This window comes from Gordonia sp. NPDC003422, from assembly GCF_053588675.1.
On sequence record NZ_JBSFQL010000016.1, the window covers coordinates 116914 to 130805 of the forward strand.

At 66.2% G+C, this 13892-nt stretch carries 14 protein-coding genes; 10 read left to right on the top strand and 4 right to left on the bottom strand.

What is annotated here, in order from left to right:
* Positions 1 to 69: 69 nt before the first annotated feature.
* From pyrH to ACWDTF_RS15135, 3 genes are all read left to right on the top strand, one after another.
* Complete coding sequence (pyrH, locus tag ACWDTF_RS15125) at positions 70 to 810, top strand: UMP kinase (RefSeq protein ID WP_240856881.1); 741 nt, start codon at positions 70 to 72, stop codon at positions 808 to 810.
* Between the two features lie 57 nt (positions 811 to 867).
* Entirely contained in the window at positions 868 to 1425 is a 558-nt protein-coding gene (gene frr / locus ACWDTF_RS15130; protein ID WP_240856882.1) for a ribosome recycling factor, read from the top strand.
* A 92-nt stretch (positions 1426 to 1517) separates the two neighbouring features.
* Complete coding sequence (locus ACWDTF_RS15135) at positions 1518 to 2315, top strand: phosphatidate cytidylyltransferase (RefSeq protein WP_240857025.1); 798 nt, start codon at positions 1518 to 1520, stop codon at positions 2313 to 2315.
* A gap of 347 nt (positions 2316 to 2662) precedes the next feature.
* On the opposite strand, the gene ACWDTF_RS15140 is transcribed toward ACWDTF_RS15135, so the two are convergent.
* The gene (locus ACWDTF_RS15140) at positions 2663 to 3064 is read right to left on the bottom strand and encodes a LapA family protein (RefSeq protein ID WP_240856883.1); all 402 of its coding nucleotides are present in this window, start codon (positions 3062 to 3064) and stop codon (positions 2663 to 2665) included.
* 30 nt (positions 3065 to 3094) lie between these two features.
* On the opposite strand from ACWDTF_RS15140, the gene rlmN reads away from it, so the two are divergent.
* Positions 3095 to 4201 (top strand): 23S rRNA (adenine(2503)-C(2))-methyltransferase RlmN, encoded by a 1107-nt coding sequence (gene rlmN, locus ACWDTF_RS15145; protein WP_355278804.1) that lies wholly within the window; start codon positions 3095 to 3097, stop codon positions 4199 to 4201.
* Between the two features lie 13 nt (positions 4202 to 4214).
* Here the strand turns inward: rlmN and ACWDTF_RS15150 are convergent, their stop codons facing one another.
* Positions 4215 to 4484 carry a DUF2631 domain-containing protein gene (locus ACWDTF_RS15150; RefSeq protein WP_240856885.1) on the bottom strand — a complete coding sequence of 90 codons (270 nt, stop codon included), beginning with the start codon at positions 4482 to 4484 and terminating at the stop codon, positions 4215 to 4217.
* Positions 4485 to 4657: 173 nt separating this feature from the next.
* Here ACWDTF_RS15150 and puuE point away from each other — a divergent pair, with 173 nt between their 5' ends.
* The 6 genes from puuE to ACWDTF_RS15180 all read left to right on the top strand — a co-directional run bounded on the left by puuE (position 4658) and on the right by ACWDTF_RS15180 (position 12077).
* Positions 4658 to 5629 (top strand): allantoinase PuuE, encoded by a 972-nt coding sequence (gene puuE, locus ACWDTF_RS15155; RefSeq protein WP_240856886.1) that lies wholly within the window; start codon positions 4658 to 4660, stop codon positions 5627 to 5629.
* A 22-nt stretch (positions 5630 to 5651) separates the two neighbouring features.
* Positions 5652 to 6842 (top strand): 1-deoxy-D-xylulose-5-phosphate reductoisomerase, encoded by a 1191-nt coding sequence (dxr, locus tag ACWDTF_RS15160; RefSeq protein ID WP_449754600.1) that lies wholly within the window; start codon positions 5652 to 5654, stop codon positions 6840 to 6842.
* Positions 6839 to 8065: a M50 family metallopeptidase gene (locus ACWDTF_RS15165; RefSeq protein ID WP_240856888.1), complete on the top strand. Its 1227-nt coding sequence runs from the start codon at positions 6839 to 6841 to the stop codon at positions 8063 to 8065. Before dxr ends, ACWDTF_RS15165 begins: the two co-directional genes overlap by 4 nt.
* A gap of 59 nt (positions 8066 to 8124) precedes the next feature.
* Positions 8125 to 9309 carry a flavodoxin-dependent (E)-4-hydroxy-3-methylbut-2-enyl-diphosphate synthase gene (gene ispG, locus ACWDTF_RS15170; RefSeq protein ID WP_240856889.1) on the top strand — a complete coding sequence of 395 codons (1185 nt, stop codon included), beginning with the start codon at positions 8125 to 8127 and terminating at the stop codon, positions 9307 to 9309.
* Positions 9310 to 9350: 41 nt separating this feature from the next.
* Positions 9351 to 10187, top strand: coding sequence for a GNAT family N-acetyltransferase (locus ACWDTF_RS15175; RefSeq protein ID WP_240856890.1), 837 nt, complete (start codon positions 9351 to 9353; stop codon positions 10185 to 10187).
* 63 nt (positions 10188 to 10250) lie between these two features.
* Complete coding sequence (locus tag ACWDTF_RS15180; RefSeq protein ID WP_449754604.1) at positions 10251 to 12077, top strand: penicillin-binding transpeptidase domain-containing protein; 1827 nt, start codon at positions 10251 to 10253, stop codon at positions 12075 to 12077.
* A gap of 134 nt (positions 12078 to 12211) precedes the next feature.
* Here the strand turns inward: ACWDTF_RS15180 and ACWDTF_RS15185 are convergent, their stop codons facing one another.
* Together ACWDTF_RS15185 and ACWDTF_RS15190 are read right to left on the bottom strand one after the other, a co-directional pair.
* Entirely contained in the window at positions 12212 to 13276 is a 1065-nt protein-coding gene (locus ACWDTF_RS15185; protein WP_449754601.1) for a transposase, read from the bottom strand.
* The gene (locus ACWDTF_RS15190) at positions 13249 to 13710 is read right to left on the bottom strand and encodes a hypothetical protein (protein ID WP_433256729.1); all 462 of its coding nucleotides are present in this window, start codon (positions 13708 to 13710) and stop codon (positions 13249 to 13251) included. Before ACWDTF_RS15190 ends, ACWDTF_RS15185 begins: the two co-directional genes overlap by 28 nt.
* Between the last annotated feature and the right edge of the window lie 182 nt (positions 13711 to 13892).

Below are 13892 nucleotides of genomic sequence, written 5' to 3' on the forward strand. Positions count from 1 at the left end.
TCACGAGCGCAACGCGGTGGCGCCTAAGATGATCTGCAGATAAATGACCGCCGACGAGTGAGGAAATCGATGAGCGAAGGCCCCCAGGTTCAGCAGTCCGATCGTGCGGGTTTCCACCGGGTCCTGCTCAAGCTCGGTGGCGAGATGTTCGGCGGCGGCGAAGTGGGTCTCGACCCCGATGTCGTGGCGACGGTCGCCGACCAGATCGCCGACGTCGTCGCAAGCGGCGTGCAGGTCGCCGTGGTCATCGGTGGGGGTAATTTCTTCCGCGGTGCGGAATTGCAGCAGCGCGGTCTCGACCGGTCGCGTTCGGACTACATGGGCATGCTCGGCACCGTGATGAACTGCCTTGCCCTGCAAGACTTTCTCGAGAAGCGCGGGGTCACGACGCGCGTGCAGACCGCGATCACGATGGGGCAGGTCGCCGAGCCATATCTGCCGCTGCGCGCCCAACGGCATCTGGAGAAGGGTCGCGTCGTGATTTTCGGAGCCGGTATGGGCATGCCCTACTTCTCCACCGACACGACCGCTGCGCAACGCGCTCTGGAGATCAAGGCCGAGGTCGTGCTGATGGCCAAGGCGGTCGACGGCGTGTACAGCTCCGATCCGCGGACCGATCCCGACGCGACGCTGTACCGCGAGATCACTCACCGCGAAGTTCTCGACAAGGAACTCAAGGTCGCCGATGCGACGGCGTTCAGTCTGTGTATGGACAACAAGATGCCGATCCTGGTGTTCAATTTGCTCCAAGAGGGAAACATTGCTCGCGCCGTCGCGGGCGAGCAGATCGGAACCCTGGTGAGCACATGAGCGGCCAGTACCACCACATCCGAGTCAGGCCTGAGACGAAATGAAACGGGGACGAGCATGATCGACGACGCGTTGCTGGACGCCGAGGAGAAGATGGAGAAGGCGGTGTCGGTCGCCAAGGACGACATGGGCTCCATCCGGACCGGGCGCGCGAATCCGGCGATGTTCAACAAGGTCAACATCGAGTATTACGGCACGATGACGCCGATCACGCAGGTCGCGTCGATCAACACACCGGAAGCACGACTCGTGGTGATCAAGCCGTACGAGGCGTCGACCCTCCGCGACATCGAGACCTCGATCCGCAATTCCGATCTCGGGGTCAATCCGACCAACGACGGCACCCTGATCCGCGTCTCGATTCCCCAGCTGACCGAGGATCGTCGCCGCGAGCTGGTCAAGCAGGCCAAGGCCAAGGGCGAAGACGCCAAGGTCGCCATCCGGAACGTGCGCCGGAAAGCGGTGGACGAACTGAAGCGGATCCAGAAGGACGGCGAGGCCGGCGAAGACGAGGTCACCCGCGCCGAAAAGGACCTCGACAAGACGACGGCCGGCTATGTGCACCAGGTCGACGAACTGGTGAAGCACAAAGAGAACGAATTGCTCGAGGTGTGAGCGCGGCCCCGCAACGACGCGGTGACCCCGGAACGCCACCGACGTCTGAGAAGCCCCAGGCCGAGAAGCCCAAGTCGCGGGCGGGCCGCGATCTGCCCGCGGCCATCGCCGTCGGGATGTCGCTCGGTGTCTCGATCATTCTGATCCTGCTGTTCGCGCCGCTGATCTGGTATCCCCTGGTCGCAGTGGCCTTCCTCGTGGCCACTTGGGAAGTCACCAAACGCCTGCGCGCCGGCGGCTACGACGTCGCGTTCTGGCCGTTGCTGCTCGGTGGGCAGGCGATCATCTGGTCGTCGTGGCCGTGGGGACAGACCGGCGCGATCGCTGCCTTCGCAGCGACGCTGCTGGTCATCATGGTGTGGAAGCTGCTCTCGCAGGGCCTTTCGCATGCGCCGCACAACTACCTGCAGGATCTTGCTGCATCGGTCCTGGTGCTGGCGTGGTTGCCGCTGCTGGCATCGTTCGGTGCCAACCTCGTGGTGCAGGACAATGGCGCCGCCCGGGTCGCGACCCTCATGATCGTCGTCGTCTGCTCGGATGTCGGCGGATACGCGGCCGGTGTTCTCTTCGGCAAACACCCGATGGCACCGGCGATCAGTCCCAAGAAGTCCTGGGAGGGCCTGGTCGGCTCGTTGCTGGTGGGCACGATCGGCGCCGTGTGCTCGGTGCTGTTCCTCCTGGACAGCCACTGGTGGGTCGGGGCTGTCCTGGGGCCGGTCCTGGTGGTCTGTGCGACCCTCGGTGACCTGGTGGAATCCCAGGTCAAACGCGACCTCGGCATCAAGGACATGGGCACTTTACTGCCCGGCCACGGCGGCATCATGGACCGACTCGACTCGCTGCTGCCGTCGGCTTTCGTGGTGTGGGCTGTGCTCACCGCGCTGCTCTGACCCGAGGGGTTAGGTGACCGGCCCCGCTGAGCTGGGCAAACACGATATCGTCGTGCCCGCAAAATCTAGGGGAAGAGTTTCTTCCCCGAGGTTCGTAGTCGTCCCCTAGGAAACTCTGGGGGAGGACTCCAAGGGTAGGGGAAGAAGTTTCTTCCCCTACTTTTGTGGCGGATCGCGCCGACGACGCTCTTCCTGCCTCCACGATCGCCGCCGCAGGCGGCGGGTGGGTCACTGATCCGAAGATTACTGCTGGTGAGACGACACAGTCAGCTCACCAGGGGCGCGGGCTCGCACCTAGCCGGCGCTAGGCGGGCGGGAAGTTGCGCCCACCCGGAGGCGACGGTACTTCAGGCGTCGGGCCCGATCCGTTTGGCCTTCTTGAGTGCCCGGCTCATCTGGAACATCCGGAGTCCACCGACCAGGGCGACGATCAACGCACCCGCGATCGCCGCGATGAGCAGGCTGATGCCGACCGGGAAGTTGACGTCCCAGAAGATCAGGCTGATCTGCTGGCTCTCCAGGTTCTGCAGGATGAAGATGAGAAGGAAGACGAGGACGATCGTGCCGACGATCACACCCACCCACGATGCCCTGGCCCGCGTGTGCTCGACATCGGTGACGGTGCTGCGGATCTGGTCGCGTTGGTCGAGGAGCGCTTGGTGTTCGGCGTCGGGCGCAGGCAGGGGAGGGACGCCGGACCCGTCAGGTGCCTGCGGGTCGGGGCCGGGCGAGGGGTCTCGTGTCGTCATGGGTTCATCATGACATGCGACAATGGCGTCATGACGTCATTGCCACTCGTGTTCGACGCGCCCAAGAGAGGGCGGCCGCCGACACATTTCGCCGACCTGGACGCCCAGGCCCGGGTGGCAGCCGTCGCCGAGTTGGGTCTGCCCAAGTTCCGCGCGAACCAGCTGGCCCGCCAGTACTACGGGCGTCTCAACGGTGACGTCGCGGAGATGACCGATCTGCCCGCCGCGGCGCGTCCCTCGGTCGGTCAAGCGCTGTTCCCGCCGCTGCTGACCCCGGTCCGCCACATTTCCTGCGACGACGGCAGCACCCGAAAGACGTTGTGGCGACTGCACGACGGCACATTGCTGGAGAGCGTGTTGATGCGCTACCCGGATCGCAACACGCTGTGCATCTCGAGCCAGGCGGGCTGTGGAATGGCGTGTCCGTTCTGTGCGACCGGACAGGGCGGCCTCGATCGCAATCTCTCGACCGCGGAGATCGTCGACCAGGTGCGATGTGCTGCGAGATCGCTGCGCGACGGCGAGTTCGGCGAGCCGGGCCGCCTGTCCAACGTCGTGTTCATGGGTATGGGCGAGCCGCTGGCGAACTACAAGCGGGTGGTGAGCGCGGTGCGGCAGATCACCGCTCCGTCACCCGAAGGCCTCGGCATCTCGGCCCGTTCGGTCACGGTGTCGACCGTCGGACTCGCGCCCTCGATCCGGCGGCTTGCCGACGAAGGCCTCTCGGTGACGCTCGCAGTGTCGCTGCACACACCCGACGACGAGCTGCGCGACACGCTTGTGCCGGTCAACAACCGATGGTCCGTTCAGGAAGTGCTCGACGCTGCGCGCTACTACGCCGACACCACCGGCCGCCGCGTATCCATCGAATACGCACTGATCCGGGACGTCAACGACCAGCCGTGGCGGGCAGACATGTTGGGGGAGAAGCTGCGTCGTGCCCTGGGGTCATTGGTGCATGTGAATCTGATCCCGCTGAATCCGACCCCCGGATCGGAATGGGACGCCAGTCCCAAACCGGTCGAGCGAGAGTTCGTGCGACGCGTGCAAGAGCAGGGTGTGTCCTGCACCGTGCGCGACACCCGTGGGCAGGAGATCGCGGCTGCGTGCGGTCAGCTCGCAGCCGAAGAGCGCTGAGTGGAGTGAGGTCCTAGGACCACTTGCCGCGGTTCATGACCAGGCCGCGAATCACGAAGAACAGCAACAGCAGCGCGAAGCCGACGAGGTAGATGTCCTCGATGTGGCCGTGGTGATTGCCGATGATCATGGCGACGAGCGCCAGCGCGCAGATGACGCCGGCGATGTAGAAGGCCTTGGTGGCCTGGCCGTGCCAGCCGAAGCGTGCGGACGGAGCGTCGGCGGGTTCCCGAACCCAGCCGGTGTCGACGGTGTCGGTGTGCTCCACCTCAGTGCTTGCCACGGTGACTCCTCGCTGCGCGTCAGGTCTCTGACGATCGGTAGTAGTTCGCGAGATCAGCATAGCGGTAGCCAACTCCTACCCGCAGGCGAGGCGCCGTGTCGAGATCCGCCGGATCGAGCCGGCTCCGAGCCGCAGGCGAGGCGCCGTGTCGAGATCGATGACAGAATTCGGCCATGTTCCAGTCCCCGCGATCCCTCGCCGACTATCGAGCCGAACGGTATCCGCGCGACATGGTCGGCTACGGCGAGCACACTCCTGACCCGCAGTGGCCCGGCGACGCGCGAATCGCGGTGCAATTCGTCCTCAACTACGAGGAGGGTTCGGAGAACAACGTCCTCGAGAACGACCGGGGCAGCGAGACGTTCCTGTCGGAGATGGTCGGCGCGCAGTCGTTCCCGAACCGGCACATGAGCATGGAGTCGCTGTACGAGTACGGTTCCCGGGCGGGCGTGTGGCGCATCCTGCGTCTGTTCTCGCGACGCGATCTGCCGCTGACGATCTTCGCGGTCGCGCAGGCGATGGCCCGCAACCCGGAGGTGGCCGCGGCCTTTGTCGCGCGGGGTGACGAGATCGCCTGTCATGGCTACCGCTGGCTCAGCTACCAGATGGTCGACGCGAGGGTGGAGGCCGAGCACATGCAGGCGGCGATCTCGCTTCTCACCGAGATCACCGGGGAACGCCCGCTCGGCTGGTACACCGGCCGGGACTCGCCGAACACGCGCCGGCTCGTCGTCGAGCAGGGTGGATTCGTCTACGACTCCGACAGCTACGCCGACGATCTGCCCTACTGGGTGAAGGTGCCGCGGCAGGCCGACGGGGTCACCGACGTCGTCGATCACCTCGTGGTCCCGTACACGCTCGACACCAACGACATGCGGTTCTCTTCGCCAGGTGGGTTTCCGTCGGGCGAGCAGTTCTTCGCCCATCTGCGCGACGCGTTCGACGTGCTCTACCGCGAGGGCGCCGACGGGGCACCGAAGATGCTCTCGGTCGGTCTGCACTGCCGGCTCGTCGGACGTCCGGCCCGGCTGGCTGCGCTCGAACGCTTCCTCGATCACGTGCAATCGCATGAAGGGGTATGGATCACCCGGCGTATCGACATCGCCGAACACTGGCGCAAGGTGCATCCGGCCGCGCCCGCGTAAAACCGTGGTTCAGAATGGATGGGTGCCTACGCGTGTGCTCATTCTCGGTTCGACCGGTTCGATCGGTGTGCAGGCGCTGGAGGTGATCCGCGAACATCCCGACCGCTTCGAGGTCGTCGGCCTCGGTGCCGGCGGAGCCAACCTCGATGCGCTGGCCGAGCAGGCCGCCGAGTTCTCGATCCCGCCCGCCCGACTGGCCGTGGCCGACAAGGATGCTGCCGGGCACCTCGCCGACCGGCTCGGCGGGCCGGTTGCGGCCGGCCCCGATGCCATGTGTGAGCTGATCGATTCGACCGAGGCCGATGTGATTCTCAACGCGGTGGTCGGGTCGATCGGCCTGGCGCCGAGTCTTGCTGCACTGGCCACCGGGGCGCGCCTGGCACTGGCGAACAAGGAGTCCCTGGTCGCGGGTGGCTCGCTGGTGCTCGACGCTGCGGCTCCGGGACAGATCGTGCCGGTGGATTCCGAACACTCGGCGATCGCCCAGTGCCTGCGTGCGGGTACCGCCGCCGAGGTCGACCGCCTGGTCCTGACCGCGTCGGGCGGCCCGTTCCGGGGCTGGACGCGTGCGCAGCTCGAGGATGCCACCCCGGAACAGGCGGGCCGCCACCCGACGTGGTCGATGGGCCCGATGATCACCCTGAACTCGGCGACGCTGGTGAACAAGGCGCTCGAGGTCATCGAGGCCCACCTGCTGTTTGGCGTGGACTACGACCACATCGACGTGACGGTGCATCCCCAGTCGATCGTCCATTCGATGGTGACCTTCGTCGACGGCGCGACCATCGCGAAGGCGTCGCCGCCCTCGATGAAACTGCCGATCGCGCTCGCCCTCGGATGGCCCGACCGGGTGCCCGGGTCGTCGTCGGCGTGCGACTTCTCGACCGCCTCGCAATGGACGTTCGAGCCGGTCGACGACGAGGTGTTCCCGGCCATAGAGCTGGCACGCGCCGCCGGCACTCGCGGCGGCAGCATGACCGCGGTGTTCAACGCCGCGAACGAGGCCGCGGCCGCCGGGTTCTTCGACGGTGCGATCCGGTTTCCGCGCATCGTCGACATCGTGGCGCAGGTGCTCTCCGAGGCCGATCAGTGGTCATCGGCGCCGGGTAGTGTGGAAGAGGTCTTTGCAGCCGATCAGTGGGCCCGTGATCGCGCGGCGGTCCTGGTCGGAAGCGGTCCACACACGGTGGGCCCGGATGGAGTGGGTACGTGAGTTTCGCAATCGGTGTCATCCTGTTCGCGGTGACACTGCTGCTGTCGGTCGCCTGGCACGAGTGCGGCCACATGTGGGCGGCTCAGGCGACGGGCATGAAGGTCCGGCGCTACTTCGTCGGCTTCGGTCCCACGCTGTGGTCGACCCGCCGCGGCGAGACCGAGTACGGCTTCAAGGCACTGCCGTTCGGTGGGTTCTGCGACATCGCCGGCATGACTCCGCATGAGGAACTCACCGCCGACGAACGCGATCGGGCGATGTACAAGCAGAAGGCGTGGAAGCGTCTGGTCGTCCTCTTCGCCGGCCCGGCCCAGAACTTCCTGCTCGGTTTTGTACTGATCATCATCGTCGGGCTGAGTTTCGGTCTGCCCGATCTCAGTCCGCCTCCCACGCCGGCGCGGGTCGCCGAAACCAACTGTGTGTCATCGTCGATCGAGATCAAGGACAACAAGCAGACGCAGTCGCCCTGTGCCGGCGCCGGACCCGCCGCCGCGGCCGGATTGCTTCCCGGCGACGAGATCGTCGCCGTCAACGGCACGCCCGTCGACAAGGCCGCAGACCTGACGCCCGTCATCCGGGAGAGCACCGGTCCCATCGTGCTCACCGTCGAACGCGATGGTCGGCAGTTCGACGCGACGATGACGCCGCAGCCGGTCACGGTCACCGCCACCAGATCCGACGGAAGTGTCGAGACCCAGACCTACAACATGGTCGGCATCGCCTACGACGCCCCGCCGGCCGTCAAGGACTACAACGCGCTGACCATCGTGCCGGGCGCGCTGGTGTTCACCGGCGACCTGTTCCGCGCGACCTGGGACGCGTTGCTGAGCCTGCCGACCAAGATCGGCGCGCTCTGGACCGCGGTCACCGGCGGCGAGCGTTCGTTGGACACCCCGGTGAGCGTGTACGGGGCGTCCGTCCTCGGCGGTCAGGCCGTCGAACGCGGACTCTGGGACATGTTCTGGATTCTCCTGATCTCCATCAACTTCTTCCTCGGCATGTTCAACCTCATCCCGTTGCTTCCGCTCGACGGCGGACACATGGCGATCGTCGGCTACGAGAAGGGGCGCAACACCGTCCGGCGGTGGTTCGGCCGTGCACCCGGCGGGCCGGTCGACTACTTCAAGCTGATGCCGATCACCTACGCCGTGGTGATCGTCATGGGCGGTTTCATGGTGCTGACCCTGACCGCCGACATCATCAACCCCATCAATCCGTGGTGATCTCCCGGCCCGAGATCACCGACACCGCGACGACAACCGGCTCCTGAGGTGATACGACGATGAACGCGTCCACAGACTCCGCGATACCGATCGGGCTCGGCATGCCGGCGGGTCCGCCCCCGGTCCTCGCGCCGCGTCGCCGAACCCGGCAGATCCAGGTCGGAACGGTGGGCGTCGGCAGCGACCATCCGATCTCGGTGCAGTCGATGACGACCACCAAGACCCACGACATCAACGCCACCCTGCAACAGATCGCGCAACTGACCGCGTCGGGCTGCGACATCGTGCGCGTGGCCTGCCCGCGTCAAGAGGACGCCGACGCACTGCCGATCATCGCGAAGAAGTCGAAGATCCCGGTGATCGCCGACATCCACTTCCAGCCGAAATACATCTTTGCCGCGATCGACGCGGGCTGTGCCGCGGTGCGGGTCAATCCCGGAAACATCAAGGAGTTCGACGGCCGGGTCAAGGAGGTCGCCAAGGCCGCGGGCGAAGCGGGGATTCCCATTCGCATCGGGGTCAATGCCGGCTCGCTGGACAAGCGACTCATGCAGAAGTACGGCAAGGCCACACCCGAGGCGCTGGTGGAGTCGGCGCTGTGGGAAGCCGGCCTGTTCGAGGAACACGGCTTCGGGGACATCAAGATCTCGGTGAAACACAACGACCCGGTCATCATGGTCGAGGCGTATCGGCAGCTCGCGGCGCAGTGTGACTATCCGTTGCACCTCGGCGTCACCGAGGCCGGTCCCGCCTTCCAGGGCACCATCAAATCGGCCGTCGCCTTCGGTGCTCTGCTCAGCCAGGGCATCGGCGACACCATCCGCGTCTCGCTGTCGGCGCCGCCGGCCGAGGAGATCAAGGTCGGCGACCAGATCCTCCAGTCGCTCAACCTGCGGCCACGCAAGCTCGAGATCGTGTCCTGTCCATCGTGCGGGCGGGCGCAGGTCGACGTCTACAAGCTCGCCGACGCCGTGACCGCGGGCCTCGAGGGCATGGAGGTGCCGCTGCGCGTGGCCGTGATGGGATGCGTGGTCAACGGACCGGGCGAGGCCCGCGAGGCCGACCTGGGCGTGGCCTCTGGCAACGGCAAGGGACAGATCTTCGTCAAGGGTGAGGTCATCAAAACGGTCCCGGAAGCCGATATCGTCGAGACCTTGATCGAAGAAGCGCTGCGAATTGCCGAGGAATCGGGAGAAACTGGAGACGGTACGCAGGTCGGAGGACCGGTGGTGACCGTCTCCTAGACGGACAACCGGCCACAAGAGCGATGACGGGAGGATCGGCCGTGCTGAAGCTTCTGGGCGACCGGCCGCTCGGTGCGCGTGACGCACCCGTCGTCGAGCAGGTGCTGGCCACCGATCCGGTCGCGATGTGCATGGTCGCCGCCCGATTCGAGGTACACGGGATCACCCCGCGATTGCTCGGTGGTGAGATGTGGTCGGCCGCCGACCCCGTCACGTCCCTGTGCTTCTCCGGTGCCAACCTCATTCCGCTGATCGGTTCGCCCGACGACCTCGATTACTTCGCCGACCGCGCGATCGCGGCGCCGCGCGTCTGCTCGTCGGTGGTCGGGCGCGCGGAATTGGTCATGCCGATGTGGGAACAACTCGAGCTGGCGTGGGGTCCCGCACGCGAGGTGCGCGCGACGCAGCCGCTGCTCGCGCTGCCGGGACCGCCTGCGGTGCGTTCGGATCCGGGTGTTCGGCTGGTCACCATGGACGATCTCGACGCCTACCTGCCGGCCGCGATCGACATGTTCATCGGCGAGGTCGGCGTGGACCCGACCGCCGGCGACGGTGGCCGCTCGTACCGCCGGAGGCTGGCGTCGCTGGTCAACGCGCAGCGGGTGTTCGCCCGCTTCGACGACGGGCGGGTTGTCTTCAAGGCGGAGATCGGATCGCTGTCGCGGCGGGTAGGTCAGATCCAGGGCGTATGGGTCGCTCCGGATCGCCGTGGTGAGGGACTGGGTATCGCGGGGACGGCGTCGGTTGCCGAGGCCGTGATCTCGCACGGCCGAACGCCGAGCCTTTACGTGAACAGCTTCAACGTCGCAGCGCGCGCCGCCTATGCGCGGGTGGGTTTCGTTGATGTCGGCACCTTTGCCACCATTCTCGTCGACTGAACTGGTGTTGCCCGGGCGTGGCACTCCGTCAAGCCGACGCGGCGGCCATAAACTCACCTCTTGATGTGGCAGTGGCGACGACGTGGAATCCAGGCGGCGAGTCTGGTGGTGTGTGCCCTCGTCGTGCTCGGAATCGCCGGTTGCGCAACCGATGAAGACGACGGACCCCGTCGAGCGGCCGAACGGTTCCTGACCGCGTTCAGCGCCCGCGACATCGTCGCGGCGGCAGCGCTCACCGACAATCCGCAGATCGCCCAGAACGCCATGAACAGCGCCTGGTCCGGTCTGGCCGCGCAGTCCATGGACGCAAAGGCGGGCAAGGTCGACATCACCGGTGACACCGCCGACGTCGCCGTCGACTATCAATGGCACCTGCCCCGCAGCCGCGACTGGGGTTATCGGGCGATGGTGCGGCTCGGACGGTCCGACAACGGTTGGGGAGTGCGGTGGGTGTCCACCAACATCCATCCGGGTCTCGGTGCCGACCAACGTCTTTCGTTGAGTATCACCGAAGCGCCGCGGGCCACCGTCAACGAGTCCGACGGCTCGGAGGTGATGGTCAACGGAACGGTCATCGGCGTCACCTTCGACGCCCATGAAGCGGCTGAGCAGGGGTCGGTCGCCGATTCGGTCACCCGCCTCGTCGACGTGCTGCGCCCGTTCGACCGGACGCTGTCGGCACAGGTCATCGCCGAGGAGTCGACCGCCGAAAACGGGCCGTACCCGATTCTCCGGCTCAGCCGCCGGAACTTCGATCGCCTGCGCGACCGGCTCGCGATCCCGGGGGTCGGACACAACGAGCAGGCCGAACTGGTGGCACGCGATCCGCGGTTCGCCCCGGCCCTGCTCTCGCAGGTCAAGCGCGTGGTCGACGGCGAGGTCGACGGTCGCGTCGGCTGGCGTGTCGCGACGGTCAATCCGAACGGGCTCGACGCCGACATCCTCGCCGATCACGCCCCGCAGGCCGCGCCGGCGGTGTCGCTGAGCCTGTCCCGTCAGGTGCAGAATGCGGCGCAGCGGGCGGTCAACGCCACCAACAACTTTCAGATCGCCATGGTGGTCGTTCAGCCGTCGACCGGGCGGATTCTGGCGGTCGCGCAGAACCCCGCCGCCGACCGCCATGGGCCGATCGCCACCACCGGCCTGTATCCGCCGGGTTCGACCTTCAAGATGGTGACCGCCGCCGCAGCGATCAGTCGGAACATCGCGCACCCGGACACCATGGTGCCGTGCCCGGGTGAGATCCAGATCGGTCCTCGGCTGATCCCCAACTACGACGCGTTCTCGCTGGGCACCGTCCCGATGCTGACCGCGTTCGCGCAGTCCTGCAACACCACTTTCGCGAAACTGGCCAGCCAGATGGGTCCGTCGGATCTCGCGCACACCGCGGCGGCGATGGGCGTCGGACCGCAGTACTCGATCGCCGGCCTCGACGCGGTCTCCGGATCGGTACCCATCGCCACCGAGACCGTCGCGCGCAGCGAAGACGGCTTCGGTCAGGGAAGGGTACTGGTGAGCCCGCTCGGGCTGTCGCTGGTTGCCGCGACCGTGGCCAACAACGGCAAAGCTCCTGTGCCGCAACTGATCCTCGGCAAGCCGACTGCCGTCTCAGGGCCCACAGCGAGACTCGCGCCCGGCGTTGTCACTCAGTTGCGGCCGATGATGCGGGCCGTGGTCACCAGCGGCACCGCGACCACCATCGACGGACTGGGTGCCATCTTCGGCAAGACCGGTGAGGCCGAGTTCAACGGTGGTTCGCACGCGTGGTTCGCGGGCTACCGAGGCGACCTCGCCTTCGCCACACTCGTTGTGCGCGGCGGCGATTCGAACAATGCGGTCGGCGTCACCCGAGACTTCTTCAACTTCCTGCCGCCCGGCTACGCGGCCTGACTGATCCGAAGAGTACTGCTGTCGGCCTCCAGAACTGGGGTATGCGGAGGCTTCGCGGCGGCCGTCCCACCAAAACTAGGGGAAGAAGTTTCTTCCGCGAGGTTCGGAGTCGTCCCCCAGAAAATCGGAATTTGTCAACCTGCCTGAGACAGGTCCTTGATTGGGTCTTTTCTCGGTTTGTGTGGTTTGTGGTTGATCCCGACGATCGCGGGGACCACGGATGCTTTCGGTGGTTGCCGGAAGCGTTCGGGGTGGGCGGCGTGGGCCTGGTCCAGGAGGGCCTGGCGGCGTGCTTGGACCTCGACGAAGGTGCCGTCGAACACCGAGGCAGGGGTGTAGCAGCCCAGCCCGCTGTGGCGGTGCTCGTAGGCGTAGCGGCCCAGGAAACCCGCGGTCCACTCCCGGGCGTGATCGATGTCCTCGAAGCGCTCGGGGCAGTTCAGGTCGTATTTGACGGTCTTGAACAGCGACTCGGAGAACGGGTTGTCATCACTGACCCGCGGCCTCGAGAACGACGCGATCACCCCGGCTTCCTCGAGAGCGTCGAGCAGGTCGTGTGAGCGCATGACCGCCCCGTTGTCGGCGTGCAACATCGTGGGTGGCCCGTAGCGGGTGAACGCATCTTTGAACATCGCGATCGCCGCCTTCTTGTTTTCCTCGGGCACGATCTTCCAGGCCACCGGGAACCGGGAGAACACATCGATCACCAACAGCAGCTTGAACCGCTGCCGGCCGATGCCCCGCAGCTCGGTGGCATCCCAGGACCACAACTGGCCCGGACCGCTCGCCTGCATCCGCGGGGTCGCGCGGGTGCCCGGTCCCGACCGTTTACGGCGCCGGCGATCACCGACGAGTTTCGCCGTCTTCGCCACCCGGTAGAACGTCCTCTCACTACACGTGATCAACCCGGAATCGAAAGCACGCCAATAAGTTTGGTGCACCGACAGATCGGTGAACTCGGGCATCGACAAGACGTCGACCACCTGGTGGCGTTCGGCGGCACTCAACGCGGCCGGCTGCACCCGCTCGGCCTGAGGTTGTGGGTGGGCCACCGGCACATAGTGGCGGTACCCCTTGACCACCCGGTAATACGACGCCCGCGGCACCCCGACCAACACACACGCCACCGTCACCGCCATACCCGCCACGGCCAACGCGGTCACCGTCTCGATCAGGACAGCCCTTGTCGCTGCAGCCATTGGCGGTACTGCTCGGCGCTCATCAACGCTGCTGGGATCTCGGTCTGCGGGTCCGTCGAGCTCTTGGTGATCCCCTCCAAGAGCTCGAATGCTTTTCCCAGCACCTCCTGGGCAGCTTCGGCCTGAGCGACCTTGGTCTTCAATCGCTCGTTCTCGGTCCGCAGCCGCGCCAACTCGGCACGATCTCGGCTATCCACCCGCTTCGCCTTCCCTTTCTTCGTTGCCTCGGCCACCATCGCCGCCTCGAAATCGCCGCGTGCCCGCGCGCCCAACCAGTCGCGTACCGTGCGGTCGGACACCCCACGCTCACGCAACATCCGCGCCTTCGACCCGTACTCGACACAGCGGTCCCAGTCCTGCAAAAACTGCACCTTGAACGCCAGGGTGTAACAGTTCCGCCCGCCCGGCGTCGTCCATGACTGCGGTTCACTCATCACTACTCCATCCCCCGCACTCACCACCAGCACCTGTCTCACAACCATGCTGACAGCGGGCGAAATTCGCGGGGAGGACTCCAAGGGTAGGGGCAGCCTCAATCGGTCGACGCAACAGGCCTCGTGTGAGAGGTAGCCGGTATGGGCAGGGCGGTAGCGCCGGAAGCGTTTTGGGTAGCGAT